Below are 24,598 nucleotides of genomic sequence, written 5' to 3' on the forward strand. Positions count from 1 at the left end.
GGATGCCCGGGCGGCGCTCGGTAGGTTCGCCTGCATGCCCGACAGCACCTCGGTCGACGGCCCGCTGCGCAGCTGGATCGGAGGCCAGCGCTGGTTCGCCTCCACCGGCACGCCCGACCTCGTCGAGGCGGGCGAGTTCCCGATCGCCTCGGACGGGTCGGGGCGCACGCTGCTGCTGCGCGAGCGCTCGGGCGACGCGCTCTACCAGGTGCCGGTCGTGCTGCGGGACGCCGACGGCCAGCCCGGCGTGATCGGCGCCGTCGATGGCGGCGAGCTGATCGACGGCCCCCGAGACGCCTCGTACGTCCGGGCCCTGCTCGAGCTGGTGCTCGGCGGCGGCCAGGTCGAGGGCGACGGCACGACCGTCCGCGGCGTCCCGCTCGGCTGGGAAGGACCCGCGCCGACGCTGGTCGCCTCCCGGGTGCTGTCCGGCGAGCAGTCGAACACGTCGATCATCGTGGAGGCGACGCGCGACGACGGCGAGATCGCCCGCGTGATGCTCAAGGTCTTCCGCGCCCTGCACGACGGCGAGAACCCCGACGTCGTGCTGCAGTCGGCCATCGCGGCGGCGGGGTCGGACCGCGTCCCCGCCACCTGGGGTGCGCTCGTCGGCACGTGGCCGGACGCCTCGGTGGAGGGCGGCCTCGCCTCCGGGCACCTCGCGGTCGCGCAGGAGTACCTGCCCGGCACGGAGGACGCCTGGCGCGTGGCGCTCGTCGCGGCGCGCGCCGGCGAGGACTTCACGGGCCCCGCCCGCGACCTGGGCGCGGCGACCGCCGAGGTGCACCGCGTGCTCGCGCAGGCCTTCCCGACCCGCGACGCGGACGAGGCCGGGCGCGAGGCCCTGCTCGCGAGCATGCGCGGACGCGCGAAGCGGGCGATCGGCCTCGTCCCCGGCCTCGCGGGCCGCGCGGAGGAGATCGAGGAGGCGCTCGTCAGCGGCACGCGCAACGAGTGGCCGGCGCTGCAGCGCGTGCACGGCGACTACCACCTGGGGCAGGTGCTGCTCGTGCCCGACCGCGGGTGGGTGCTGCTCGACTTCGAGGGCGAGCCGCTGCGCCCGATGGCCGAGCGCAGCGAGCCCGACGCGGCGCTCCGCGACGTCGCGGGCATGCTGCGCAGCTTCGACTACGTCGCCGGCACGATCGCCCTCGAGGGCGGCGACGCCGCAGCCGCGAACGCCTGGACCGCGTCGGTCCGCGCCGCGTTCCTCGAGGGGTACGAGCGCGAGCTCGGCCGCTCCCTCGACCCCTACGCGGCGCTGCTGACCGCGCTGGAGCTGGACAAGGCCCTGTACGAGTGCGAGTACGAGGTGCGCAACCGGCCCCTCTGGCTCCCGATCCCGGAGGACGCGGTGCACCGCATGCTCGAGGCCCGCGCATGAGCGGCGCACCCGTCGCCGACCGGCGACCGTCGGACCGCACCCACCACGGCGACGTCGTCGTCGACGCCTACGAGTGGCTGCGCGACCGGGAGGACCCGGCCGTGATCGAGCACCTCGAGGCGGAGAACGTCTGGACGGACGAGCGGGTCGCCGGCCTCGCGACGCTGCGCGAGCGCCTGTTCGGCGAGATCCGCTCCCGCACGAAGGAGACCGACCTCTCGGTCCCGACCCGTGAGGGCGACTGGTGGTACTACAGCCGCACCCAGGAGGGCAAGCAGTACGCAAGGCACTGCCGGGCGCCGATCGCGGGCCCGGACGACTGGACGCCACCGGTGCTCGACGCCGACGTGCCGGGCGAGCAGGTGCTGCTCGACGACGACGCGGAGGCGGCGGGCCACGACTTCTACTCGCTCGGCAGCTTCGACGTCTCCCCCGACGGCGGCCTGCTGCTCTGGGCGGTCGACACGGCCGGCGACGAGCGCTACGTGCTGCACGTGAAGGACCTGACGACGGGCGACGCGCTGCCCGCCGTCATCGAGGGCACGATGCCGGGCGCCATGTTCGACGCGGACGGCGCCGCGATCTACTACACGACCTGCGACGAGGCCTGGCGCCCGGACACCGTCTGGCGGCACCGGCTCGGGGACACGGGTGAGGACGAGCAGGTCTTCACCGAGCCGGACGACCGGTTCTGGGTCGGCACCGGCATGACCCGCAGCCGCCGCTTCGTCGAGATCGGGGTGGGCAGCAAGATCACGAGCGAGGTGCGCCTGCTCGACCTCGAGCACCCCGAGCTCGGGTTCCGGGTGGTCTGGCCGCGGCGCGACGGCGTCGAGTACTCCGTCGACCACGCGGTGCTGGACGGCGAGGACCGCCTGCTGATCCTGCACAACGACGGCCACGAGGACTTCGAGCTCGTCTCCGTGGACCCCGCGGACCCCGAGGGCGAGCGGCGCGTGCTGCTGCCCGGCGCGGTCGGCGTGCGGCTCGAGGACGTCGACGCGTTCGCGGGCTTCGTCGCCGTCTCCTACCGGCAGGGCGGGCTCGCGCGGGTCGGGCTCCTCGGCGACGGCGGGCTCGAGGAGGTCGCCTTCGACGAGCCCCTCTTCACCGCCGGCACCGGCTCGAACCCGGAGTGGCAGCAGCCGACGCTGCGCATCGGCTTCGCCTCCCTGCTCACCCCGTCGACCGTGCTCGACCTCGACGTCACGACCGGCGAGCGCCGGGTGCTGAAGCAGCAGCCGGTGCTCGGGGGCTACGACTCGTCCCGCTACCGCGAGCGCCGCGAGTGGGCGACGGCGGACGACGGCACCCGGGTGCCGATCTCGCTGGTGGGCCGCGCGGACGTGCTGGACGGCGGGCTGCCCGCTCCCCTGCTGCTCTACGGGTACGGCTCGTACGAGGCGTCGATCGACCCGTCGTTCTCGATCGCGCGGCTGTCGCTGCTCGACCGCGGTGCGGTCTTCGCGATCGCGCACGTGCGCGGCGGCGGCGAGATGGGCCGCCACTGGTACGAGCAGGGCAAGACCCTGACGAAGCGGAACACCTTCACCGACTTCGTCGCCTGCGCCCGCCACCTCGTCTCGACCGGGTGGACCGCGCCGGATCGGATGGTCGCGGAGGGCGCGAGCGCCGGCGGCCTGCTGATGGGCGCGGTCGCGAACCTCGCGCCGGAGCTGTTCACGGGCATCCACGCCGGCGTGCCGTTCGTCGACCCGCTCACCTCGATCCTCGACCCGTCGCTGCCGCTGACGGTGATCGAGTGGGACGAGTGGGGCGACCCCCTGCACGACCCCGAGGTCTACGCGTACATGAAGTCCTACGCCCCGGTCGAGAACGTGGGCGAGCACCCCTACCCGCGGATCCTCGCGACCACGTCGCTGAACGACACCCGCGTGCTCTACGTGGAGCCGGCGAAGTGGGTCGCGCGGCTGCGCGAGGTCGGGGCGGACGTGCTGCTGCGCACCGAGATGAGCGCCGGCCACGGCGGCGTCAGCGGCCGCTACGCGGCGTGGAAGGAGCGCGCGTTCGAGCTGGCGTGGATCCTCGACGTCCTCGGCCTCGCGGACGTCGACCCCACCTGAGGGCGACCCGCTCCACCCGGACGGGCACGCGTGCCCGTCGGCCGCACCCTGCGGTCCCTAGGTGCAGTTGCGGCGGCACGTGCCGCCGCAACTGCACCTGAAGGCCGCAGCACGCCGGTAGCGGCTGCGGTGCGCCGTCAGGCGACGCGGACCACGCGCCGCAGCACCGCCTGCTGGCCGAGCGTCCACGTCGCGGAGCACGCCCAGTAGGCCGTGACCCCGATCGGGAGGAGGAGCCCGGAGGCGGCGGTCAGGAGCGGCAGCAGGAGCAGCAGGCGACCGCCGGGAGCCGTCGTGCCGACGACGGCGAGGTGCTGGGTCAGCACCTGCGCGAGCGCGGTCGCCGCGAGCAGCGCCCCGCCGACGACCGCCGCGGGCGCACCGCCCGTCAACGCGGTCGCGGCGAGCGGCGCGCCGAACGCGACGGCCACCGCGAAGGAGCCGAGCGCGGCGGTGCCCGCGGCGTGCGAGGCGTGCTCGAGCGCCTGGACGAGGGCGAGGAAGAGCGGCACCTGGACGAGCAGCGGCAGCATCGACGCGAGCGGCCGCACGCCGTGGCGGCGGTGCAGCGCGGCCAGCTCCTCCGCGTGGCGCCGTCGGTCCGCAGGACCGGTCCGCCCGCGGTACCGCTGCCGGAGGCGCTCCGCCTCCGGGGCGAGCGCGCGCATGCGGAGGGCCGAGCGGTGCTGGTGCACGGCGAGCGGCAGCAGCGCGGTCCGCACGCCGACGACGAGCAGCGCGACGGAGAGCAGCCAGACGGCGCCATCGGCGGGGTCGAGTCCGGCGGCGACGAGGAGGTGGTGGAGGAGGGTGAGCGCCGACTCGACGAGGGCGCGGACGGGGGCGATGAGATCGGGCAGGGACATGGATGGCGTGCTTCCGGGTCGCGGACGTGACGACCCGCGGACGACGGGTCGGGGGAACGACCCGGGGCGACCGGGTCGACGGCGTGCGGGACCGCGGGCGCGGTCCGGTCAGCGCGTCGGTGCGGGTGCCCTGGTCCTCACGTGGCCCGGCGCTGCGGGGTCGGTCGCGCGCAGCAGCACGCGCAGCCGCGCGAAGCCGTCGGCGGGCGCCGCCACCTGCGCGGCGACCGGCACGCGCACGACGTGCAGCAGCACGGCCGCGCTCAGCAGCACGACCACGACCGCCCCGGCGAGCAGCATCTCGACCGCGGTCCCGTCCGCGCCGACCAGCGGCAGCGTGCGCGCGAGCACCTCCAGGACCACGGCCCCACCTTAGGCCCGGGCCCCAGGCTCGCGCCCGGACGCCGTAGGTGCGGTGCTCAGGTGCAGTTGCGGCGGCACGTGCCGCCGCAACTGCACCTGAGGGCCGCACCGGCGGCGGACAGCGAGCAGACGATCGCCTTCGTCCGCTCGTCGTTCACGAAGCTGTCCACCGCGCGCTCACGGGCGGCAGCGGTCTGGTCGCCGCGGATCGAGACGTTGCGGATGTCTCGGCAGGCGAGCGCCGGCCACGGCAGCGTCAGCGGCCGCTGCGCCGCCTGGCAGGAGCGCGCGTTCGAGCTCGCGTGGATCCGGGAGGCCCTCGGCCTCGCCGACGCCGAGCCCCGCTGACCCGGGCCCCGGAGTCTCGCAGCCGCCGCGGCGGTGCTGTCCAGGGTCGGCGCGCACGGTGGTCTCGTGCGTATCGAACGGTGCGCACGAACTGGAGGAATCATGCGCGCACTCGTGTACCACGGCCCGAAGAACGTCTCCGTCGACGAGGTGCCGGACGCGCGGATCGAGCGCCCGACCGACGCCCTGGTCCGCATCACGACGGCGAACATCTGCGGCAGCGACCTGCACATGTACGAGGGACGCACCGACGTCGAGACCGGCAAGGTGCTCGGCCACGAGAACATGGGCGAGGTCGTCGAGGTCGGCGACGCGGTCGACAGGGTGAAGGTCGGCGACATGGTCGTGCTGCCGTTCAACATCGCCTGCGGGTTCTGCAGGAACTGCGACGCCGGGCTGACCGGCTTCTGCCTGACCGTGAACCCGGGCAGCGCGGGCGGGGCCTACGGCTACGCCGACATGGGCCCGTACTCAGGCGGCCAGGCCGAGCTGCTGCGCGTGCCCTACGCCGACTTCAACGCCCTCGTCCTGCCGGACGACGCGCGGGAGAAGCAGAAGGACTACACGATGCTCTCCGACATCCTGCCGACCGGGTACCACGGCACCGAGCTGGCGCAGGTGCGGACGGGCGACTCCGTCGTGATCTACGGCGCCGGTCCGGTCGGCCTGATGGCGGCGATGTCGGCCCAGGTCCGCGGCGCGGCCGAGGTGTACGTGATCGACCACCAGCCCGACCGGCTGCGCCTCGCGGAGGCGGTCGGCGCGACGCCGATCGACGACAGCGACGGCAGCGGCGTGCAGCAGGTGCTCGACGCGACCGGGGGCCAGGGCGCCGACAAGGGCGTGGAGGCGGTCGGCTACCAGGCGCACGACCACGAGGGCCACGAGCAGCCCGGGGTCACGATCAACAACCTCATCCAGGCCGTGCGCCCGACCGGCCGCATCGGCGTCATCGGGGTCTTCGTGCCGCAGGACCCGAACGCGTCAGACGACCTCGCGAAGCAGGGCGAGTTCGCGATGGACTTCGGCACGTTCTTCTTCAAGGGCCAGTCCATGGGCACCGGGCAGGCGAACGTCAAGGAGTACAACCGGGGCCTGCGGAACCTGATCCACCGGGACCGCATCAACCCCGGGATCATCGTCAGCCAGGAGCTGAGCCTCGACGAGGCCGCCGAGGGCTACAAGAACTTCGACGACCGCAAGGACGGCTGGACGAAGGTGCTCCTCCACCCCTGACCCGGGCAGCGCTCAGGCGCGGTCTGCGGCGGACGTGCCGCCGCGGACTGCACCTGCGGGCCGCAGGCGCCGGGCTCAGAGCTTGAGCGCGTCCCGCAGCAGGGAGATCAGGGCGTCGAGCTGCACGCTCGTCTCGCCGGTGACCTCGGTGTCGTCGCCGTCCAGCGCGCGTGCCGCGAGGCTCGCCTTGCTGTCGACCAGCTCGGCGATCCGGGCGTCGATCGTGTGCGCGGCGATGATCCGCCAGGCCGTCACCGGCTCCGACTGCCCGATGCGGTGGGTGCGGTCGATCGCCTGCTGCTGCTCCGCGGCCGTCCAGGACAGCTCGGCGAGCACGACGTTCGAGGCGACCTGCAGGTTGATCCCGACGCCGGCCGCGGACAGCGAGCAGACGATCGCCTTCGTCCGCTTGTCGTTCACGAAGCTGTCCACCGCGCGCTCGCGGGCCGCGGCGGTCTGGTCGCCGCGGATCGAGACGTTGCGGATGTCGCGGCGGGCGAAGGTCGCCTCCGCCTGGTCCATCACGTCGATGTGCTTCGCGAAGAGCACGACCTTGCCGGTGGAGCGCGCCAGCTGCGTCGCGTAGTCCGCCGCGAGCGCCGCCTTCGCCGACCCGATCTTGCGGATCATCGTGAAGATGTTCTCGCCGGTGGTCGCGCCGCGCGACTCCTCCAGCTCCTGCTCCGCGACGAGCCGCACGATCTGCAGCTTCTGCTCGAGCGTCTCCGGCTTCCGACCGCCCGCGATGGAGCGGTAGCGCTGCACGAGCCGCTGCTGCAGCTCGCGCTCGGCCTGGCGGATGGAGCGGCCCGCCTCGTCGTCCAGCTCGACCGGCAGGTCGACCACGCGCTTCGCCGGCAGGTCGGCGGCGACGTCGACCTTGCGGCGGCGCACGACGCCCATGTCGATGACGGCGCGGCGCGCGGCGGAGGAGAAGCCCGCGTCGTTCGGGGCGAGCCCCGTCTCCTCGAGCCGCGCCATCAGCTCGGGCAGCGGCTTCGTCTCGTCGATCCAGCCGAGGAACTGCCAGATCGCCTTGAAGTCCTCGGTGCTGTTGATCACCGGGGTGCCGGTCAGCGCCATGAGCAGCGGGTCGCTGCGGCGCTCCCGCAGCGCCTGCGCCAGCGAGAGCACCAGCTTGGAGCGCTGCGCCGAGTGGTTCTTGATGAAGTGGGCCTCGTCGACGACCATGCCCTTGAAGCCGAGCGTCTTCAGCCACCCGGAGTGCCGGTCGAGCACCTCGTAGTTGACGACCACGACGTCGGCGAACGCGTCGAGGTCGGCCCCGTCGCCGTTGATCACGGTCGCCGTGCGACCGGGGATCCAGCGCTGCACCTCGCGCGCCCAGTTCATCTTCACGACGTTCGGGACCACCGCGAGCAGCGGGAAGGCGTCGGCGACCGAGGCCGCGATCAGGCTCTGCGCGGTCTTGCCGAGGCCCGGCTCGTCGGCGAGCAGGAACGTGCGGTGCCCGCGGGCGACCGACTCGACGAACTCCGCCTGGTGCCGCATCAGCGCCGTGCCGGCCGGTGCCCAGCGCGGCTTCGCCGGCGGCTCGGGCAGCTCCATCGAGGTGACGGAGCCGCCGGCCTCGAACGCCTTGAACAGCGGGCCGAGCAGCTCCCAGTTCGCGAGCCGCCGCGTGAGGTGCGGGGTGCGGCCGAGGGCGAAGTCGGGGGCGAGGAACGGGTTCGCGAGCTGCCGCGAGCGCACCGACCTCGGCGTCACCTGGCGCTCCGCGAACGGGTCCGCGACGCTCGGCGCGGGCGCGACGACCTCCTCCGGCACGTCGTAGCCGGCCTCCTCGAGCATCCGGCGCTTGAGCGCCCGGGCGGCGTCGGAGGGGCTGCTCGACGTCTCGAGCAGCGCGATGAGCGAGGTGTCGCGCGCGGCGGTCTTGGCGAGGATCGTCGCGACGCCGTCGAGGCGCTTCAGCGTCTCGGCGCGGACGTCCTCCGCCATCTCCGGGTCGTTCTTCGCGCGGGCGCGCTCCTCGCGCACGAGCAGCGCGATCACCTGGAACTTCGTGCGCCCCGACGGGCCGACCGTCCCGCGGCCGGCGGCGGTCTCGACCTCGCGCACCGCGCGGGCGAGGACCGGGATCAGCCCGGTGTTGTCGAAGGCGCCCTTGCGGGACGCGCGGGTGCGGGTGGGGGTCGCCGTGGATCGGGCCAAATCTGGTCTCCAGAACCGGGTCACGTCCGCCGGAGCCGGTGGGGATCACCGGGCGGAGCTGGGGTGTGACTGATGCCGCGCGGTCAGGCCGGATTCGGACGTGCATCGTCCGGGGCGGCTGCTGAGGATGCGCTGCGGCGTGTCCCAGTGTACGTCAGATCGGCGAGCCGTCCCGCGGCACGCCGGACGCGGGGCGCAGGCGGCCGCGGGCGGCGCCCTCCACGACCTCGCCCTGCGGGGAGAAGCGGCTGCCGCACACCGGGCAGTCCCAGCCCAGCTCGACGTCGTTCCAGGCCACCCGGCCCCCGCAGCGGCTGCAGGACGCGGTCACGCTCGACACCACCCCGTCGATCAGGCTCGTCGCGACGGCGCCCTCGTCGGTCCGGTGCACCAGCCCCTGGCCGTCGGCGAGCAGCGCGAGGTCGGCGGGGGCGATGCGCCGCAGCGACCCCACCCGGGTCGCGGCGGCGCGCAGGTCGGCGCGGGCGCCGATCACCATGCTCGGCGGCCGGGTGACCCGGCGGCCGATCGTCGTCGCCCAGCGCGGCCTCGGCCGGCCGAGCAGGTCCCCCGCGATCCGGATGCCCGCCGCCGCGCCCTGCGTGAGGCCCCAGCCGTCGTACCCGGTCGCGAAGGTGACGGAGCCGAGCCCGCGGGGCAGCGCGCCGACGAAGGCGATCGGGTTGAAGGGCCGGTAGTCCTGCCCGCTCCAGGAGCCGACCCGCTCGAACCCCGGGACGAGGCCGCGCACCTGCGCCTCGAGCGCGGCGAGGTGCCGGGACTCGGGCCCGTCGGTGCCCACAGGGTGGGCGGCGCCGATCCCGACCAGCCGGCCGTCCGCGCCTGTGGCGACCGTCGTGCTGACGGCGCCGGGCCCGAGGGCGGTGGTCATCGGCAGCGAGGCGTCCGGCGTGGTGCCGACCACCGCCATGATCCGGAAGGGCTGCGTCTTCAGCGCGTACAGGCCCCGGTCGAGCACCGGCGTGCCGGTCGCGAGCACGAGCCGTGCAGCGCTCCGCTCCCCCGCGCCGGTCTCGACGCGGACGTGCCCGCGGCGGACGTCGACGTCGATCACGCGCTCCCGCTCGACGATCTCCGCGCCGGCGTTCCGCGCGGCGACCGCCAGCGCGGTGAGCAGGCGCCCGGGATCGACGAGGACCTGGTCCGGCAGCCGCAGCGCGCCGTGGTGCGCGAAGGGCAGGTCCAGCCGCTGCCGCTTCTCGAGCCGCAGCCCGGCGCGGTGGGCGGCGAGGTGCTCGTCGTCGATCAGTCGGGCGCCGCCCGGGCGCAGCGCGACGAGCACGGCGTCCCGGCGCTCGTGGGGCGTCCCGGACTCCGCGAGCAGCTCGGCGATCAGGTCGAACCCGGCCGCGTTCATCGCCCGATAGGCCGCGGCGTTGCGCCTCGCCGTCTCCCCGGCGAGCCGCCGGTAGGCGGAGCCGTGCAGCTGGCTGACGATGCCCGCGGACCGCCCGGAGGAGCCGCCGCCGACCGGCTCCGCCGTCACGACGGCGACGCGGCGGGCGCCGCGGGCGAGCAGCAGCGCCGTCGTCAGCCCGGTCACGCCGGCGCCGACGACCAGCTCGTCGTACTCGTCCCCCGCCACGCGGGAACGCTAGTGCCCGAGCCTGTGCCCGGACCGCGGTCTTCGAGGAGGCGCCGATGCGTCGACGGCGCCTCCGGTTCGGCCCGGCGCCGCGCGGCCTCCTAGGCTCTCGGGGTGCCGAATCCGCTCGTCCTCTCCCCCGAGGTCGCCGACGCGCTCGCGTCGCACCGACCCGTCGTCGCGCTCGAGTCCACGATCATCAGCCACGGCCTGCCGCGCCCCCGCAACCTCGAGGCGGCGCAGGACTTCGAGACGGTGCTGAGGGACGCGGGCGTCGTCCCGGCCACGATCGCGGTGCTCGACGGGGTCCCCCACGTCGGGCTCGACGAGGCCGGGCTCGACCGCATCGCGAACGAGGACCTCGCGAAGGCGAGCATCCGGGACCTGCCGATCCTCGCGGCGCGGGGTGCGAGCGCCGCCACGACCGTTGCCGCGACGACCCACCTCGCCGCGCTGGCCGGGGTGCGGGTGTTCGCCACCGGCGGGCTCGGCGGCGTGCACCGCGGCGCCTCCACGACGTTCGACGAGTCCGCGGACCTCGCCGCGCTCGCGGAGCACCCGGTCGCGGTCGTCACCGCGGGCGTGAAGAGCGTGCTCGACATCGCCGCCACCCTCGAGCGCCTCGAGACGCTGTCGGTGCCCGTCGTCGGGTTCGGCACCGACGTGTTCCCGAGCTTCTGGCTGTCGGGCTCGGAGTTCTCGCTCGACTGGCGGGTCGACGGCCCCGAGGACGTCGCCCGCATCCTCGTGGCGCAGGACGCGGCGCCGGACGACCGCCGCCCCCGCCCCGGGCTGGTCGTCGCGAACCCGATCCCCGAGGACGAGCAGTGGGACCCGGCCGAGCACGACCGGGTCCTGGCGAGCGCCTTCGCCGCGGCGGACGCCGCGAAGGTGCGCGGCAAGGCGGTCACGCCGTTCCTGCTGCAGTACATCGTGCAGGCGTCGGAGGGCGTCTCGCTCGAGGTGAACCTCGCGCTCGCGAGGAACAACGTGCGGGTGGCCGGCCGGATCGCCGCCGCCTACGCCGACCTGACGCGGTGACCCCGCGCGTCCTCGTCGTCGGGGACGTGATCGACGACGTGCTCGTGCGGCCGGAGGGCCCCGTCCGCGACGACACGGACACGCCGAGCCGCATCGAGCGGGTGCCCGGCGGCTCGGCCGCGAACACCGCGTGCTGGCTCGCGGTGACCGGCGCGGCCGCGACGCTCGTGGCGACGGTCGGCGCGGGCGACGCCGCGCGCTGCGGCGCGGACCTCGCCCGGCACGGCGTCGTGCCGCGCCTCGGCGAGTCGGCGGCGCTGCCGACCGGCACGATCGTCGTGCTCTCGCAGGGCGAGCGCCGCACCATGCTCACGGACCGCGGAGCGAACCGGGCGACGGCGCCCGAGGCCGTCACCGACGCGCTGCTGTCGGCGCACGACCACCTGCACCTGACGGCGCACGGCTTCGCGGACGAGGACCGGGACGAGCGCCTGAGCGGCCTGCGGGACCGCGCCGCCGCCGGGGGTGCGCGACGCTCGGTGGCGCCCGGCTCCGCAGGGCTCCTCGCGGAGTACGGCCCGGCCCGCTTCCGCCGCGTCGTCGCCGGCGTCGAGGTGCTCGTCGCGAGCGAGGCGGAGGCGGCGCTGCTGACGGGCGAGCCGGACGCGGCGCGGGCCGCGCGGGCGCTCGCCGAGGACCACGCCCTCGTCGCCGTCACCCTCGGCGGGAAGGGCGCGCTCGTCCGCACCGACGGGCAGGCGCGCTTCGTGCCCGCCGTCCCGGCCGTGCTCGCGGACCCGACGGGCGCCGGCGACGCGTGGGTCGCCGGCCTGCTCGCGGGCCTGGCGGACGGCGCGTCCCCGTGGGAGGCCGCCGGCGCCGCGGCTCGCCTCGCCGCCCGGGCCGTCGAGCAGGTCGGCGCCCGCCCCCGCTGAGCGATCGCGGCACCCGCGAGTCCGATCCGCGCCACGCGCGGCCCCCTCAGCGCACTGATAGGTCACCTGACGGACGATGCCTGTTCATCTCCCCGCCACTACTGGGGACTCCCCGCGTCACCGCCCTTGAGTACGGTCCCGTTCACCGCGACGAAAGCGAGAGCGTCAGATGTCCAGCCGAGGAGCCGAGGGCTCCGATGCCGTCCGGGTCGCCGAGCACGCGCGGCCCGACCACTTCCTGCTGCACCTCAGCGACACGCACCTGCTCGTCCCCGGCGGACGGCTGTACGACGCGATCGCGCCGGAGCGCAGCCTCCAGCGCATCTTCGCGGACCTCGAGGCCGCCGGCACGCGGCCCGAGGCGATCGTCTTCTCCGGCGACCTCGCGGACCGCGGCGACGAGGAGGCGTACCGGCTGCTGCGCGACATCGTGGAGCCCGCCGCCGAGCGCCTCGGCGCCCAGGTCATCTGGTGCATGGGCAACCACGACGACCGGGCGACCTTCCGCCGGGTCCTCTTCGGGCAGCACGGCAGCAGCCGGCCGGTGGACCGCGTCTACGACGTGAACGGCCTGCGCGTCATCACGATCGACACGTCCGTGCCGGGCGAGCACTGGGGCTCGCTGTCCGGCGCCCAGCTCGACTGGCTGGCGGAGGAGCTGGCGAGCCCGGCCCCGCACGGCACGATCCTCGCGATGCACCACCCGCCGCTGCCCTGCGTGCAGGACCTCGCGGTGCTCGTGGAGCTGCGGGAGCAGCACCAGCTGGCGGAGGTCGTGGAGGGCAGCGACGTGCGCGCGATCCTCGCCGGCCACGTCCACTTCTCGACCAGCGGCATGTTCGCCGGCGTACCCGTGTCGGTCGCGTCGGCCACCTGCTACACGCAGGACCTGACCGGCGAGGCCCGCAGCACGAGGCCGCAGGACGGCAACCAGTCGTACAACCTGGTCCACGTCTACGACCGGACGATCACGCACTCCGTGGTCCCGGTCGCGGCCGGCCGCACGATGTCGTCGACGTCGGCCGCGGAGACCGACGCGGTCCTCGCGGCGCACGGCGTCGTCATCGCGGACCGGGTGAACGCACCCGTGCCGGCGCGCCGCGACCGCGTCGACCACGAGCTCGAGGCGATGACGCGGCCGATCACGCTGCCGTAGTACTTCCGCGCAGAGGCGCCCGCTCCCGGACCGCTCCGCGGCCCGCTCGCGGACGCCTGGGCAGGCTCGTCGCTGCGCTCCTCGCGCCCGCGCTCTTCGACGCCATGAGGCGCCGGTCGGCCTTCGGCCTCCGCACCGCTGGTCGAGGTGCGAGCGCCGGCGAGCCTCGAGACACCCGCGCTCGCGAGCTCTCACCCCGCCTGGGCCGGAGCCGTCGCCTCCTCGGTCCGCTCCCAGGGGCCCGGCAGCGGGAAGTAGCGCTGCAGGAAGTCCGTGACCTTCTTCGTCCGCACGTCCGGCGCGACCTCCGGGAAGCTGCCGTCGTTCAGGCAGAAGAAGTCGACGTCGCGGCGGCGCCCCAGCCGCTTCAGCAGGCCGAGGCCCTTGTGGGTGGTCGTGTCGACGTAGAGCACGGACGACGAGGTGTTCTGCACGCTGCGCCCGGTGAGCAGGGCGTAGTAGTGGTACAGGCTGTTCGTGACGGAGATGTTGTCCTTCGCGCGGAACGGGCTCGCCCCGGTCGCGGCGAACTCCTCCGGGAACTCGCGCTCCATCTCCTCGATCACGCTCTTCGTCAGCGGCGTCGCGGCGTGCTCCAGGTGCCGGGTGATGACGCGGTCGAAGCGCTCCCGCAGCAGCCGGCGGTTCACCCGCGCCGCGTTCTCGAACCCGCTGCGCGCGGGGTCGTTGTCGCCGATGCCGATGCGGGTGTCCGCCTCGATGAAGCGGCTCACGCCGCCCGGGCTGAAGAACACCTCGGGGCGCAGCGGACGGCCGATGAACATGTCGTCGTTCGAGTAGATGAAGTGCTCGCTGAGGCCGGGGATCCGGTGCAGCTGGCTCTCCACCGCCTGCGAGTTGTGCGTCGGCAGCCAGGCGGGGTCCGGGAAGAACTCCTCGCTGCGCACGATCCGCACCTTCGGGTGGTCGGCCAGCCAGGCGGGCGCCTTCGAGTCGGTAGCGATCCAGATCGTCCGCACCCACGGCAGGTAGGTGTGCACGGACCGCAGCGCGTACCGCAGCTCGTCGATCTGCCGGTACCGGGCCTCCGCGTCGTCGCCCTCGCCGACGACGTAGGAGGCCATGCGGCGGGCGCGGGCGCGCTGCCACTCCTTGTCGGTGCCGTCGACCCAGCTGAACACCATGTCGATCGGGAAGGTGACGTCGGACACGAGGTCCGTGAACATGTCGCGGATCGTCGGCCAGGTGCGGCCGTAGCGCTCGGTCTCGGCGGGGTGCACGTCGGCGAGCGCGAAGCGGCGGCGGGTCAGCGCGTTCGGCGCCGGCACCCGCACCTCCGTGCCCTGGCGCACCCAGAACTCGAAGCGCACGCCCGTCGCCGGGTCGTCGTGGAGGACCCCGGCCGCGTCGACGCGGGGCCGGTGCACCGACAGCAGGCGATCCGTTCGCGTCGGGGCGACGTCGCCGTCGGCGATGAGGACCCGCTCGCCCCGGGGGCTGAGGTCGCGGCGCAGCGCCGTCGCGACGAACGGCTCGTCGGCGCAGGCGGAGACGAGCGCCCGGGTCGCGGCGAGGCGGTCGGACTCGTCGACGACGAGGATCGGCCGGTGCAGGTCGTCGCGGGCGAGCAGGATCTGCACGTCCGCCGCCTCGAGCGCCTCCGCGAGGAAGCGCAGGTCGTTGGTCCGCGCCTCGGCCGGCGTCTCGCCGCGGCCGGCGAGCGCGAGCACCCCGCCGCTCTCGACGACGTCCGCGCGGGACCGGATGCGGCTCGCCGGACTCTGCAGGGGACGGAGCTTGGAGCGCGCAGGCACGGCGGGTCCCCCTCGGAGAGTCGGTGCGGTGGGTTCGGGTGCTTCCTCCCGCCGCGCACGGCGGCGTCGGTGCGAGGGACGGGTGGTCCGCCGAGGGAGGATCGTAGCGGGCGGGCGGCTCGGGACCCGGCGGGGGCCGCCGCGACCCGCCGCGCGTAGGCTCCTGCCCCGTGCCCGACGAGCCCGTGACCGCAGCCGCCATCGCCCGCCTGATCGACCACGCGATCCTGAAGCCCGAGCTGACCGACGCCGAGGTCGACGCGGACCTCGACCTCGCCGCCCGGTGGGAGGTGTTCAGCGTCTGCGTGCGCCCCTCGGACGTGCCGCGGGCCGTCGCCCGCCTCGCCGGCACCCCGGTCGCGGTCGGCACCGTGATCGGCTTCCCGCACGGCACCACCTCGACGGCCGCGAAGGTCGCGGAGTCGCGCCAGGCGATCGCGGACGGCGCGAGCGAGCTCGACATGGTGCTGCACATCGGCCGCCTCCGCAGCGGCGACGTCCAGGCGGTGGCGGACGACGTGCGCGCGGTCGTCGAGGCCGCCGACGGCCGCGTCGTCAAGGTGATCCTCGAGACCGCCTACCTCGACGACGACCAGGTGACCGCGGGCGCGAAGGCGGCCGAGGCGGGCGGCGCGTCGTTCGTGAAGACCTCCACCGGCTTCGGCGGCGGCGGTGCGACGCTCCACCACCTCGCCCTCATGCGGGACGCGGTCTCGCCCGCGGTGCGGCTGAAGGCGTCGGGCGGCGTGCGCGGGCTGGAGACCCTGCTCGAGATGCGCGCCGCGGGGGTCGACCGCTTCGGCACGAGCGCGACCGAGACGATCCTGACCGACGCGCAGCGCCTCGAGTCCGGCGCCGCGGCCTCCGGCGCGGAGGACGCCTCCTCCTACTGACCCGAAGGTCTCTCGTATCGCGATAGATGCCGCCTCCCACCATCAGAGACGGCATCTATCGCGATACGGAGCGACTCAGTCGCTGAGCGTGCGGACGCGGGCCACGTCGACCGCCATCTGCGCGATCAGCGGCTCGATCCCCGCGTAGGCGATCTGGCCCCGGATGCGGTGCCGGAACTCGATCTCGACGACGTGCCCGTACAGGTCGAGCGTGCGGTCGAGCACGTACGCCTCCACCTGCTTCGGCGGCACGCCCTCGAACGTCGGGTTGCTGCCGACGGAGATGGCGGCCGGGTAGGCGATCGGCGTGGGCAGGCTGCGGTCGATGAGGCGCCCCGCGTAGACGCCGTCCGCCGGGATCATGCCGTCGCTGCGCTCCGCCAGGTTCGCCGTCGGGTAGCCGAGCTCGCGCCCGCGGTGCGCACCGTGCACCACCTCGCCGCGCACCGACGGCGCCCGCCCGAGCAGCGCGGTCGCCTCCTCGATGGCGCCGGCCTGCAGCAGCTCGCGGATCCAGGTCGAGGACACGCGCCGCCGCGCCTCCACCACCTTCGGCAGCACGGTGACGGAGAACCCGTGCCGGGCGCCGAGCGCGTCGAGGAGGCCCACGTCGCCGCGGCCGCCGCGCCCGAAGCGGAAGTCGTCGCCCACGAGCACCCGCCGCATGGCGAGCGGCACGGTCAGCACCTGCTCGACGAACGCCTCGGGCTCGAGGTCCGCGAGCGCCCGGTCGAACTCGAGCACGAGGGTCGCCGCCACGCCGGCCTCGGCGAGCAGGTCGAGCTTCTGGTCGAGCGCGACGAGCGGGTGCGGGCACGACTCGGGACGCAGCAGCTCGAGCGGGTTGCGGTCGAAGGTGACCACCGTGGGCACGAGCGAGTCCCCCGCCAAGGCCTTCAGGTCCGCGATCACCGCGCGGTGGCCGGTGTGCAGGCCGTCGAACTTGCCGATCGTGACCGCGGAGGGGCCGAAGCCGGCCGGCACGTCGGCGGGGCCGTGGAAGACCTGCACCTCAGCCCTCCTCGGCGAAGACCGCGCGCTGGCTGCGCAGGAACAGCAGGCCGAGCACGGGGAGCACGAGCGGCAGCAGCAGGTAGCCGAGCCCGTAGCCCCACCAGACGGTGTAGCGGAAGGGGAACACCTCCGGCAGCACGAGCGAGAGGGTGCCGACCAGCAGCACGCCGATCAGCTCGAAGACGATCGTGGTGAAGGCGAGGCGGAACGCCGTGCGGCCGGAGCGCGCGAGCGCGATCGTCGCGACCAGGTAGACGACGCCGGCGACGAACGACAGCACGATCGCGAGCGGGGCGGCGGCGAAGTCGGTGATCATCTGCACGACGGAGCGCACGAGCGCGGCGAGCGTCATGACGAAGTAGAAGGCGATCAGGACGCGGCCGGGGCCAGCGGTCCTCGGCCGGGCGGGGCGGGTCTCTGTCATCGCGCCGACGATTCTCCCACCCGCTCGCCGGGCGCCCGACGCGCCCGCCCTCGCGCGGTCGCCGCGCCTCGTTGCGCGGTCGCCGCGGCGCCCCGCGGTCGGTCCACCCGCCGCGGCCCGCCACGAGGACCGCGCGAGGGGACAGGGGCTCACCGCCCGGCGAGCGCCTCCCGCCACCGGCCGGGGTCGCCCCACCTGCCCAGGAACCGCGACTCCGTCATCGAGCGGAGGTCGCGTCGCAGCTGGTCGACGAGCCACCCGCGGTCCGACGTCGGCACGTCGCCCCGCACGACTTCCGGCCCGCCCCGACGGACGATGACGAGCTCGGTCAGCGCGAACGACGGCTCGAGCCCCTGCAGCACGACGCCGACGACGGCCAGCACCGCGTTCACCCCGACCCTGCGGGCGCGCCGCGCGCCCCGCACCGGTTCGAGGCGGACCTCGAGCACGTCGGCGGCTAGAGGACCGGGGGCACCCACCCGCGCTCCTGCCAGCGCTTGTACCGCTCGTCCCAGCCGCCCGGCGGGCCCCAGGCGCGCAGGAACTCGGACTCCGACATGCTGCCGAGGTCGCGCTCCACGGCCCGCTTGAGGAAGCGCCGCAGCCCGGGCTTGACCGGGCCGCGCAGCACGACGGCACCGGAGGCGCGGCGGACGACGAGCGCGTCGTCGAGGGGCGGCACGCCGCCCGGCGGCGTGCTCGAGTTCACCGCCATCGCGATCGCCGCGACCGCCCGACGCAGGCGCGCCGGCCCGTCCCCGTGGGACTCGATGCGGAACTCGAGGGTGTCGGCGGCGCTCACGAGCCCTGCACCGTCCAGATGATCTGCATGCGGACGATCATGACCGCCACGGCCAGGCAGCCGATGCCGACGACCACGACCGACCAGCGGGTGCGCTCCGTCAGGGCCCACACGATCGCGGCGGGCGGGATCACCATCGCGCCGACGAGGTAGGCGTAGAACTCGACCGCGTTGCCGGTCGGCGGGTTGCCGACGAACGGCGCGACGATCGCGATGACGAGCTGGGCGACGAGCAGCAGCTCGATCAGCGCGGGGCCGGCGAGCGACAGGTCGGAGGGCTTGCGGCCGGCGAGGCCGAGCACGATCGCGAGCACCCCTGCCGCGGCCGCGACGATCGCGACGACGGCCGTGTAGCCGGCGATCACGACGCCACCTGCGGCAGGTTCATCAGCACCGCGGCGCGGCCCCGCTCGACGCGGGCGAGCCCGACGAGCGCGCCGTCCGGATCGACCGCGGCCGCCACGGCGGCGTCCTCCTGCTCGACCTCGGGCCGCTTGCCCTGCCGCAGCGCCGTCGCGGCCGCGGCTTCCAGCTCGAGCACCGGGAACAGGCGGGCGGCGACCGCGGCGGGGTCGAGCAGGCGCAGCGGCGGCTCCAGCGGGCCCGCCTCCCCCACCTCGAACGGCCCGACGCGCGTGCGCCGCAGCGCCGTCAGGTGGCCCCCGACGCCGAGCGCGCCCCCGAGGTCGCGGGCGAGCGCGCGGATGTAGGTGCCGCTGCTGCAGTCGACGACCACGTCGACCTCCGCGCCCCGCACCGCCACTACGTCGAAGCGCTGCACGGTCACGCGCCGGGCGGGCAGCTCGACCCGCTCCCCCGCGCGCACCAGCTCGTGGGCGCGCCGGCCGTCGACGTGGACGGCGCTGACGGAGGACGGCACCTGGTCCAGCTCGCCGGTCAGGCGCGCGACCTCCTCGGGCAGGCGGGCGAGCACCTCCTCGCCGACCTCCGCCGGCGCGGAGGTCGGCACGCCCTCGGCGTCGTCGGTGGTGGTGCCCCAGCCGAGCCGGATCGTCGCCTCGTACGTCTTGTCGAGGCCGACCAGGTAGGTCAGCAGGCGCGTCGCGCCCTCGACGCCGAGCAGCAGCAGCCCGGTCGCGGCGGGGTCGAGGGTGCCCGCGTGCCCGACGCGGCGGGTGCCGGCCAGCCGGCGCACGCGCGACACGAGGTCGTGCGAGGTCGGGCCGAGGGGCTTGTCGACGAGCAGGATCCCGGGCGCCGGCACGCCCCCATCGTCCCACCCCGCCGACTGTTGACGGACGGTGGGGCGGGCGGCATCCTGAACCGCGTCGAGGCGGGGAGGCCGCGGTGGGCAGGGACCTCTGGGTGAGCATCACGACGACCGACGTGCCGCGGGCGCGGGCCTTCTACGAGGCGCTCGGCTTCGAGGTGGATCCGCGCTTCTCCGACGAGACCGCGGTCTGCGTCGTGCTCGAGGAGCACGTGTTCCTCATGGTCCTGGCCCGCGAGGTGTTCGCGTCGATGACCGACAAACCGGTCGCCGACCCGCGCACGCACGCGCTCGTCGGGCTGAACGTCACCCGGTCGTCGCGCGAGGAGGTCGACGAGACGGTCGCGCGGGGACTCGCCGCGGGCGGCACCGAGCCGGGACCCGCGCAGGAGCACGGGTCGATGTACGTGCGCGACCTCGAGGACCCGGACGGCAACAACCTGGGCTTCCTGTTCATGGGCGAGCCGGAGGAGGCGTCCGCCTAGCAGGCGTCCTCGAACCGGCGGCGCGGGTGCTCCGGGTCCGTGAGGTCGAAGGTCGCGGTGGCGCGCTTGCGGGCGTCGACGCGCACGAAGGCGTCGTCGACGAGCCCGCTCCAGCCGACGAGCTCGGGCGAGTCCTCCGCGTACCGCGTCCGCAGCCCCTCCCGGCGCCACGCCTCCGCGCGGGGGATCTGCAGCCAGGCGCTGCGGTGCCAGAGCGCGGGCAGCTCGCCGAGGTGCAGGAACGGGCCCGACACCACGAGCACCGCGCGCTCCCCCGGCGAGAAGGTCGTCTCGGACTCGGCGTCGCCGGAGGGGATCTCCAGGTCGTCGCCGCGGCGGTAGGGCTTCAGCACGCGCTCGCGGAACGCGGCCACGTCGTAGAGGCGCTCCGGGTCCGCGGGGAGGCCGTCGGCAGCCAGGAAGTCGCCGAGGCGCACCGCGGCGGCGGCGGTGCCGGCGTCGACGAACGCCCCGGCGAGGTCGCGGGCGAACGCCTCGCGCCCGCTGGCCTCCCCGTGCTCCCCGGGCCAGGGCGTCTCCACGCCGTCGATCCCGAGGACCAGGCGGCCCTGCGGGAACACCTCGAGCACCTCCCGGGCGTACTCCGCGACGGTCGAGGAGCGGTCCGGCTGCCAGCGCATGCCCGCGACGCTATCCGCCTACGCTCGGGCCCGTGCTGCGGATGCGTGCCGGGCGGGAGGCCGACGAGGCCGAGCTCCGCCGCTTCGTGCCGGACCTCGGCGACTGGGCGACGGCCGTCTCGGCGCTGGGGCCGCTCGTCGCGCTCACCGACGAGCGGGTCGTCGGCGTCGCCGTGCGCTGGCCGCACCCGGACCACGTGCGGCTCGAGCGGCTGGCGGTCGCGCCGGACGCGCGCCGTGGGGGCGTCGGCGCCCGGCTGCTCGACGCGGTCGAGCGCGAGGCGATCGAGGCGGGCGTGAACGCCGTCCGAGCGGCGGCGACCGGCGGCCACGTCCCGCTCCTGCTCGGCCACGGGTACACGCATGCCGCGGACGGCATGCTCGAGAGGCGCCTGTGACTCTCGACGCCGCCGCGGTGACCGGCTGGTTCCGGGAGCACGCCCGCGACCTGCCCTGGCGGCGGCCGGGGTTCAGCGCGTGGGGCACGCTGATCAGCGAGCTGATGCTGCAGCAGACGCAGGTCGCGCGCGTGGTGCCCGTCGTCGAGGAGTGGCTGCGCCGCTGGCCGACGCCCGCCGACCTCGCGGCCGCGTCGCAGGCCGACGTGCTGCGCGCGTGGGGCCGGCTCGGCTACCCGCGGCGCGCGCTCGCGCTGCACGCGTGCGCCGCCGCGATCGCGGAGCGGCACGGCAACCGGGTGCCGGAGGACGTCGACGAGCTGCTTGCGCTGCCGGGCGTGGGCGACTACACGGCCCGCGCGGTCGCCGTCTTCGCGCACGGCGGACGGCACCCCGTGGTGGACACGAACGTCCGGCGGGTCCTCGCGAGAGCCGTGGACGGGGTCGCGCAGCCGGCGGCGCCGAGCGCCCGGCGGGACCTGCCCGCGATGTCGGCGCTGCTGCCGGAGGATCTCGAGGAGCAGCGCCTGTTCAACGCCGGGATGATGGAGATCGGCGCCGTGCTCTGCACCGCGCGCGCGCCCCGCTGCGACGAGTGTCCGCTGCGCCGCTCCTGCGCGTGGAGGGCCGCCGGCTCACCCGCCCACGACGGCCCGCCGGTGCGGCGGCAGCCGCGTTTCGAGGGCTCGGACCGGCAGCGCCGCGGTCGCGTGATGGCCGAGCTCCGCGCCTCCGACGTGCCCCTGACCGAGGCCGAGCTGGCCCGGGCGGTGCCGGAGGCGGCCCGGATCCTCGAGGGCCTCGAGCGGGACGGGCTCGCCGCGCGCGCCGAGGGCGGCTGGGCGCTGCCGGCCTGAGCCGGCACCCGCGCGGTCAGGCAGCGCCCGCGCGCCTCGTGTCGTACCGGGCGAACGTCCCCGTGAGCACGAGCGCCGCCGCGGCGACGACGTGGCCGATCCGGAAGGGCTGACCGCTGAACGCGAACGGCAGGACCGGGTTCCAGAGCACGGCCACCACGATCGGGACCGGCAGCCACGCCCACCGGCCGGCCTGCCCGACGAGCACGGCCGTGATCAGGGCGAGCACGCTCACGACGTAGAGGACGACGACGTAGAGCCCGGTCCCGATCAGCAGCAGACCGGAGAGGAGCACCACGGCGCCGAGCGCCGCCGGGGCGAGCGCCCGGCGCTCCTTGCCGGACCCGTACCGCTGGGGCGACGGCTGCGGCGCGCGCGCCGCAGCCCGCCGCTCGGCGCGGTTGCCGTTCACGCCTCGTCGGCCTCGCGGGGCTTCACGTAGGGGTCGGCCTCGCCGGCGTACTGCGCGCCCTCGGCCAGCGCGCGAGCAGCGGAGTCGCGCTCCCGCGCCGTCGCGAGCAGATCGGCGACGTGCGCCGCGTTCTCCGGGATCGCGTCGGGGATGAACTCGAGCGTCGGCGTCAACCGGGCGCGGATGTTGCGACCGACCTCGGTGCGCAGCATCCCGGTCGCGGCCTTCAGCGCGGCCGCCGAGTCCTCGCGCTCCTCCTCGGTGCCGTACACCGTGTAGAAGATGCTCGCGTGCTGCAGGTCGCCGGTCATGCGGACGTCCGTGATCGTCACGAACCCGAGCCGCGGATCGCGCAGGCCCTTGTCCAGCCGCCGAGCGACGATCTCCTTGATCGCGTCGCCCAGCTTCGCGGCCCTGCCGTGGTCGACCATCTTCTCCTCCTTCGTCGTGCAGGCGGACCCCGGCGCTCGGCCGGGATCCGCCTGCAGAACGGGACTACGCGCGGACCTTCTCGCGGGTCTCGATCGTCTCGATCTCGTCCCCGATCTGGATGTCGTTGAACCGACCGAGGCCGATGCCGGCCTCGTAGTCCGTCCGCACCTCGGTGACGTCGTCCTTGAAGCGGCGCAGCGAGTCGATCGCCAGGTTGTCCCCGACGACCACGCCGTTGCGGATCACTCGCGCCTTCGCGTTGCGGGTGATCGTGCCGCTGCGGACGTAGACACCCGCGATGTTGCCGACCTTCGACGAGCGGAAGATCTCGCGGATCTCCGCGAGGCCCGACTGGACCTCCTCGTACTCCGGCTTGAGCATGCCCTTCAGCGACTGCTCGACGTCCTCCAGCGCGGAGTAGATCACCGAGTAGAAGCGGATGTCGATGCCCTCGCGGGCGGCGCGCTCGCGGGCCTTCGCGTCCGGGCGGACGTTGAACCCGATGATGATCGCGTTGTCGACGGTCGCCAGGTTGACGTCCGACTCGGTGACCGCGCCGACGCCGCGGTGGATGATCCGCAGCTGGACCGAGTCGTCGACCTCGATCTTCAGGAGCGACTCCTCCAGCGCCTCGACGGCACCGGACACGTCGCCCTTGATGATCAGGTTCAGCGAGTCGACCTTGCCGGCCTCGATCTGACCCATGAAGTCCTCGAGCGAGATGCGCTTGCGGGCCTTCGCCAGCGACGCGTTCCGCTCGGCGGCCTCGCGCTTCTCCGCCACCTGACGGGCCGTGCGGTCCTCCTCGGTGACGAGGAAGGTGTCGCCGGCGCGCGGGACGGACGAGAGGCCCTGCACCTGGACGGCGCGGGACGGGTAGGCCTCGGTCAGCGCGTTGCCGTTCTCGTCGGTCATCGCGCGGACGCGGCCGTAGGCCGTGCCGGCGACGATCGAGTCGCCGACGCGCAGCGTGCCCGACTGGATGAGGACGGTCGCGACGGCGCCGCGGCCCTTGTCGAGCCGCGCCTCCACCGCGACGCCTCGGGCGTCCCGGTTCGGGTTCGAACGCAGGTCGAGCGCCGCGTCCGCGGTGAGCAGCACCGCGTCCATCAGGTCCTCGATGCCGAGGCCGTCGCGGGCCGAGACGTCGACGAACTGCACGTCGCCGCCGTACTCCTCCGCCACCAGGCCGAACTCGGTGAGCTGCTGCCGGACCTTCGCCGGGTTCGCGCCCTCCTTGTCGACCTTGTTCACCGCGACCACGATCGGCACGTTCGCCGCCTGGGCGTGGTTCAGGGCCTCCACCGTCTGCGGCATGACGCCGTCGTCGGCGGCGACCACGAGGATCGCGATGTCCGTCACCTCGGCACCACGGGCACGCATGGCGGTGAACGCCTCGTGACCCGGGGTGTCGATGAAGGTGATGGCCCGCTCGTAGCCCTCGTGCTCCTTCCAGACCTGGTAGGCGCCGATGTGCTGGGTGATGCCGCCGGCCTCGCCCGCGACGACATTCGCGTTGCGGATCGAGTCGAGCAGCTTCGTCTTGCCGTGGTCGACGTGGCCCATGACGGTCACGACCGGCGGCCGGATCTCCAGGTCCTCGTCGTCCTCGTCGTACTCGAACTCGATGTCGAAGCCCTCGAGCAGCTCGCGGTCCTCGTCCTCGGGCGAGACCATCTCGATCCGGTAGCCGAGCTCCTCGCCCAGCACCTGGAACGTGGCCTCGTCCAGCGACTCGGTCGCCGTGGCCATCTCACCGAGGTGGAACAGCACCGTGACGAGGTTGCCGGGGCTCGCGTCGATCTTGTCCGCGAAGTCCGTGATAGACGCGCCGCGGCGCAGGCGGATCGTGGTGGTGCCGTCGCCGCGGGGGACGCTGACACCGCCGAGCGTCGGCGCCTGCCGCATCTCGAACTCGGCGCGCTTCGTCCGCTTCGACTTGCGCTGGCGGGACTTCCCGCCGCCCTTGCCGAACGCACCCGCGGTGCCGCCGCCGGGGCCGCGACCGCGACCGCCGCCGCCCGGACGGCCGGCGAAGCCGCCCGCGGGGCGCTGGAAGCCGCCCGGCGCACCCGGACGGCCGCCGCCGGCACCGCCGGG

The 24,598-nt window shown here is 74.7% G+C and carries 26 protein-coding genes; 11 read left to right on the forward strand and 15 right to left on the reverse strand.

Going from position 1 to position 24,598, the window contains the following annotated elements; translation table 11 throughout:
• The first annotated feature begins 34 nt into the window (after positions 1-34).
• Together ACFSBI_RS13910 and ACFSBI_RS13915 are read left to right on the forward strand one after the other, a co-directional pair.
• Positions 35-1,384: a maltokinase N-terminal cap-like domain-containing protein gene (locus ACFSBI_RS13910; protein ID WP_377935932.1), complete on the forward strand. Its 1,350-nt coding sequence runs from the start codon at positions 35-37 to the stop codon at positions 1,382-1,384.
• Positions 1,381-3,468, forward strand: a complete 2,088-nt coding sequence (locus ACFSBI_RS13915; RefSeq protein WP_377935934.1) for a S9 family peptidase — start codon at positions 1,381-1,383, stop codon at positions 3,466-3,468. Before ACFSBI_RS13910 ends, ACFSBI_RS13915 begins: the two co-directional genes overlap by 4 nt.
• A 137-nt stretch (positions 3,469-3,605) precedes the next feature.
• Here the strand turns inward: ACFSBI_RS13915 and yidC are convergent, their stop codons facing one another.
• The gene (yidC, locus tag ACFSBI_RS13920; protein ID WP_377935936.1) at positions 3,606-4,334 is read right to left on the reverse strand and encodes a membrane protein insertase YidC; all 729 of its coding nucleotides are present in this window, start codon (positions 4,332-4,334) and stop codon (positions 3,606-3,608) included.
• Between the two features lie 108 nt (positions 4,335-4,442).
• On the reverse strand, positions 4,443-4,697 hold the full coding sequence (locus tag ACFSBI_RS13925; RefSeq protein WP_377935938.1) for a hypothetical protein: 255 nt from the start codon (positions 4,695-4,697) through the stop codon (positions 4,443-4,445).
• Positions 4,698-4,757: 60 nt separating this feature from the next.
• On the opposite strand from ACFSBI_RS13925, the gene ACFSBI_RS13930 reads away from it, so the two are divergent.
• The gene (locus tag ACFSBI_RS13930; protein ID WP_377935940.1) at positions 4,758-5,045 is read left to right on the forward strand and encodes a hypothetical protein; all 288 of its coding nucleotides are present in this window, start codon (positions 4,758-4,760) and stop codon (positions 5,043-5,045) included.
• A gap of 102 nt (positions 5,046-5,147) precedes the next feature.
• Positions 5,148-6,281 carry a glutathione-independent formaldehyde dehydrogenase gene (locus tag ACFSBI_RS13935; protein WP_377935941.1) on the forward strand — a complete coding sequence of 378 codons (1,134 nt, stop codon included), beginning with the start codon at positions 5,148-5,150 and terminating at the stop codon, positions 6,279-6,281.
• A 75-nt stretch (positions 6,282-6,356) separates the two neighbouring features.
• Here ACFSBI_RS13935 and ACFSBI_RS13940 read toward each other — a convergent pair whose 3' ends face one another.
• A complete protein-coding gene (locus ACFSBI_RS13940; RefSeq protein ID WP_377935943.1) occupies positions 6,357-8,456 on the reverse strand; it encodes a DEAD/DEAH box helicase in 2,100 nt (699 codons plus the stop codon).
• Between the two features lie 154 nt (positions 8,457-8,610).
• A complete protein-coding gene (locus ACFSBI_RS13945) occupies positions 8,611-10,062 on the reverse strand; it encodes an FAD-dependent oxidoreductase (protein WP_377935945.1) in 1,452 nt (483 codons plus the stop codon).
• Between the two features lie 114 nt (positions 10,063-10,176).
• Here ACFSBI_RS13945 and ACFSBI_RS13950 point away from each other — a divergent pair, with 114 nt between their 5' ends.
• The 3 genes from ACFSBI_RS13950 to ACFSBI_RS13960 all read left to right on the forward strand — a co-directional run bounded on the left by ACFSBI_RS13950 (position 10,177) and on the right by ACFSBI_RS13960 (position 13,134).
• The gene (locus tag ACFSBI_RS13950; RefSeq protein WP_377935947.1) at positions 10,177-11,103 is read left to right on the forward strand and encodes a pseudouridine-5'-phosphate glycosidase; all 927 of its coding nucleotides are present in this window, start codon (positions 10,177-10,179) and stop codon (positions 11,101-11,103) included.
• Positions 11,100-11,978 (forward strand): carbohydrate kinase family protein, encoded by an 879-nt coding sequence (locus ACFSBI_RS13955; RefSeq protein WP_377935949.1) that lies wholly within the window; start codon positions 11,100-11,102, stop codon positions 11,976-11,978. Before ACFSBI_RS13950 ends, ACFSBI_RS13955 begins: the two co-directional genes overlap by 4 nt.
• Before the next feature lie 169 nt (positions 11,979-12,147).
• Complete coding sequence (locus ACFSBI_RS13960; protein ID WP_377935951.1) at positions 12,148-13,134, forward strand: phosphodiesterase; 987 nt, start codon at positions 12,148-12,150, stop codon at positions 13,132-13,134.
• A gap of 191 nt (positions 13,135-13,325) precedes the next feature.
• On the opposite strand, the gene ACFSBI_RS13965 is transcribed toward ACFSBI_RS13960, so the two are convergent.
• A complete protein-coding gene (locus tag ACFSBI_RS13965) occupies positions 13,326-14,909 on the reverse strand; it encodes a stealth family protein (protein WP_377935953.1) in 1,584 nt (527 codons plus the stop codon).
• A 170-nt stretch (positions 14,910-15,079) separates the two neighbouring features.
• On the opposite strand from ACFSBI_RS13965, the gene deoC reads away from it, so the two are divergent.
• The gene (gene deoC / locus ACFSBI_RS13970) at positions 15,080-15,802 is read left to right on the forward strand and encodes a deoxyribose-phosphate aldolase (protein WP_377935955.1); all 723 of its coding nucleotides are present in this window, start codon (positions 15,080-15,082) and stop codon (positions 15,800-15,802) included.
• Between the two features lie 75 nt (positions 15,803-15,877).
• Here the strand turns inward: deoC and ACFSBI_RS13975 are convergent, their stop codons facing one another.
• The 6 genes from ACFSBI_RS13975 to truB all read right to left on the reverse strand — a co-directional run bounded on the left by ACFSBI_RS13975 (position 15,878) and on the right by truB (position 19,267).
• The gene (locus ACFSBI_RS13975) at positions 15,878-16,813 is read right to left on the reverse strand and encodes a bifunctional riboflavin kinase/FAD synthetase (RefSeq protein ID WP_377935957.1); all 936 of its coding nucleotides are present in this window, start codon (positions 16,811-16,813) and stop codon (positions 15,878-15,880) included.
• Between the two features lies 1 nt (position 16,814).
• Positions 16,815-17,240, reverse strand: a complete 426-nt coding sequence (locus ACFSBI_RS13980) for a hypothetical protein (protein WP_377935959.1) — start codon at positions 17,238-17,240, stop codon at positions 16,815-16,817.
• A 149-nt stretch (positions 17,241-17,389) separates the two neighbouring features.
• On the reverse strand, positions 17,390-17,689 hold the full coding sequence (locus ACFSBI_RS13985) for a hypothetical protein (RefSeq protein WP_377935960.1): 300 nt from the start codon (positions 17,687-17,689) through the stop codon (positions 17,390-17,392).
• A gap of 8 nt (positions 17,690-17,697) precedes the next feature.
• Positions 17,698-18,042: a hypothetical protein gene (locus tag ACFSBI_RS13990; RefSeq protein WP_377935962.1), complete on the reverse strand. Its 345-nt coding sequence runs from the start codon at positions 18,040-18,042 to the stop codon at positions 17,698-17,700.
• On the reverse strand, positions 18,039-18,407 hold the full coding sequence (locus ACFSBI_RS13995) for a hypothetical protein (protein WP_377935964.1): 369 nt from the start codon (positions 18,405-18,407) through the stop codon (positions 18,039-18,041). Before ACFSBI_RS13995 ends, ACFSBI_RS13990 begins: the two co-directional genes overlap by 4 nt.
• Positions 18,404-19,267 carry a tRNA pseudouridine(55) synthase TruB gene (gene truB / locus ACFSBI_RS14000; protein WP_377935966.1) on the reverse strand — a complete coding sequence of 288 codons (864 nt, stop codon included), beginning with the start codon at positions 19,265-19,267 and terminating at the stop codon, positions 18,404-18,406. Before truB ends, ACFSBI_RS13995 begins: the two co-directional genes overlap by 4 nt.
• Before the next feature lie 101 nt (positions 19,268-19,368).
• Here truB and ACFSBI_RS14005 point away from each other — a divergent pair, with 101 nt between their 5' ends.
• Entirely contained in the window at positions 19,369-19,758 is a 390-nt protein-coding gene (locus ACFSBI_RS14005) for a VOC family protein (protein WP_377935968.1), read from the forward strand.
• Here ACFSBI_RS14005 and ACFSBI_RS14010 read toward each other — a convergent pair.
• Entirely contained in the window at positions 19,755-20,399 is a 645-nt protein-coding gene (locus tag ACFSBI_RS14010) for a nucleoside/nucleotide kinase family protein (protein WP_377935969.1), read from the reverse strand. The two genes, ACFSBI_RS14005 and ACFSBI_RS14010, sit on opposite strands and share 4 nt — an antisense overlap.
• Before the next feature lie 41 nt (positions 20,400-20,440).
• Here ACFSBI_RS14010 and ACFSBI_RS14015 point away from each other — a divergent pair, with 41 nt between their 5' ends.
• Both ACFSBI_RS14015 and ACFSBI_RS14020 read left to right on the forward strand, forming a co-directional pair.
• Positions 20,441-20,797 (forward strand): GNAT family N-acetyltransferase, encoded by a 357-nt coding sequence (locus tag ACFSBI_RS14015; RefSeq protein WP_377935981.1) that lies wholly within the window; start codon positions 20,441-20,443, stop codon positions 20,795-20,797.
• Entirely contained in the window at positions 20,794-21,654 is an 861-nt protein-coding gene (locus ACFSBI_RS14020; RefSeq protein WP_377935971.1) for an HhH-GPD family protein, read from the forward strand. The genes ACFSBI_RS14015 and ACFSBI_RS14020 overlap by 4 nt, the downstream gene beginning before the upstream one ends.
• 16 nt (positions 21,655-21,670) lie before the next feature.
• On the opposite strand, the gene ACFSBI_RS14025 is transcribed toward ACFSBI_RS14020, so the two are convergent.
• The 3 genes from ACFSBI_RS14025 to infB all read right to left on the reverse strand — a co-directional run.
• Positions 21,671-22,066, reverse strand: coding sequence for a DUF6804 family protein (locus tag ACFSBI_RS14025; RefSeq protein WP_377935973.1), 396 nt, complete (start codon positions 22,064-22,066; stop codon positions 21,671-21,673).
• Positions 22,063-22,497, reverse strand: coding sequence for a 30S ribosome-binding factor RbfA (gene rbfA, locus ACFSBI_RS14030; protein WP_377935975.1), 435 nt, complete (start codon positions 22,495-22,497; stop codon positions 22,063-22,065). Before rbfA ends, ACFSBI_RS14025 begins: the two co-directional genes overlap by 4 nt.
• 64 nt (positions 22,498-22,561) lie before the next feature.
• The coding region (gene infB, locus ACFSBI_RS14035) for a translation initiation factor IF-2 (RefSeq protein WP_377935977.1) at positions 22,562-24,598 on the reverse strand (2,037 nt) is incomplete at its 5' end.

Origin of the sequence: Amnibacterium endophyticum, assembly GCF_042680685.1 — a bacterium.
GTDB lineage: Bacteria > Actinomycetota > Actinomycetes > Actinomycetales > Microbacteriaceae > Amnibacterium > Amnibacterium endophyticum.

Coding starts and splice junctions, on each gene's coding strand:
- ACFSBI_RS13910 (WP_377935932.1), top strand. CDS start 35: ATGCCCGACAGCACCTCGGTCGACGGCCCGCTGCGCAGCTGGATCGGA.
- ACFSBI_RS13915 (WP_377935934.1), top strand. CDS start 1,381: ATGAGCGGCGCACCCGTCGCCGACCGGCGACCGTCGGACCGCACCCAC.
- yidC (WP_377935936.1), bottom strand. CDS start 4,334: ATGTCCCTGCCCGATCTCATCGCCCCCGTCCGCGCCCTCGTCGAGTCG.
- ACFSBI_RS13935 (WP_377935941.1), top strand. CDS start 5,148: ATGCGCGCACTCGTGTACCACGGCCCGAAGAACGTCTCCGTCGACGAG.
- ACFSBI_RS13960 (WP_377935951.1), top strand. CDS start 12,148: ATGTCCAGCCGAGGAGCCGAGGGCTCCGATGCCGTCCGGGTCGCCGAG.
- ACFSBI_RS13980 (WP_377935959.1), bottom strand. CDS start 17,240: ATGACAGAGACCCGCCCCGCCCGGCCGAGGACCGCTGGCCCCGGCCGC.
- ACFSBI_RS14010 (WP_377935969.1), bottom strand. CDS start 20,399: ATGCGCTGGCAGCCGGACCGCTCCTCGACCGTCGCGGAGTACGCCCGG.
- ACFSBI_RS14015 (WP_377935981.1), top strand. CDS start 20,441: ATGCGTGCCGGGCGGGAGGCCGACGAGGCCGAGCTCCGCCGCTTCGTG.
- rbfA (WP_377935975.1), bottom strand. CDS start 22,497: ATGGTCGACCACGGCAGGGCCGCGAAGCTGGGCGACGCGATCAAGGAG.